This window comes from Streptomyces sp. NRRL WC-3618 (assembly GCF_001280005.1).
In the GTDB taxonomy this organism is placed as follows: domain Bacteria; phylum Actinomycetota; class Actinomycetes; order Streptomycetales; family Streptomycetaceae; genus Streptomyces.
On record NZ_LGDW01000339.1, the window covers coordinates 1 to 325 of the forward strand.

At 68.6% G+C, this 325-nt stretch carries 1 pseudogene; it reads left to right on the top strand.

The features are described from left to right. A pseudogene (locus ADL01_RS24920) lies at positions 1 to 310 on the top strand (phage major capsid protein); the annotation flags it as partial. Positions 311 to 325: the final 15 nt, after the last annotated feature.

Genomic DNA, 325 nt, shown 5'->3' on the forward strand with positions numbered 1-325 from the left:
CTACCCGATGCGCGGCATGTGGCCGATGGCCGGCGGCGCGGGCGTCGACGGCGTCCGCCTGTTCGCGGGCGACTGGTCGCAGTTCCTCGTCGGGGTCCGGCAGGACATCACGATGAAGGTCCTCGACCAGGCCGTCATCACCGACGCCGAGGGCAAGGTCATCTACAACCTGGCCCAGCAGGACATGACCGCGATCCGCCTCACCTTCCGCGTGGGCTGGCAGGTCTCGAACACCGTCAACAACGACCAGCCGGACGCGGCGAACCGGTACCCGGTGGGCGTCCTCAAGTCCGTCGGCTCCGGTAGCTGACCAGGAAGGAGAGCG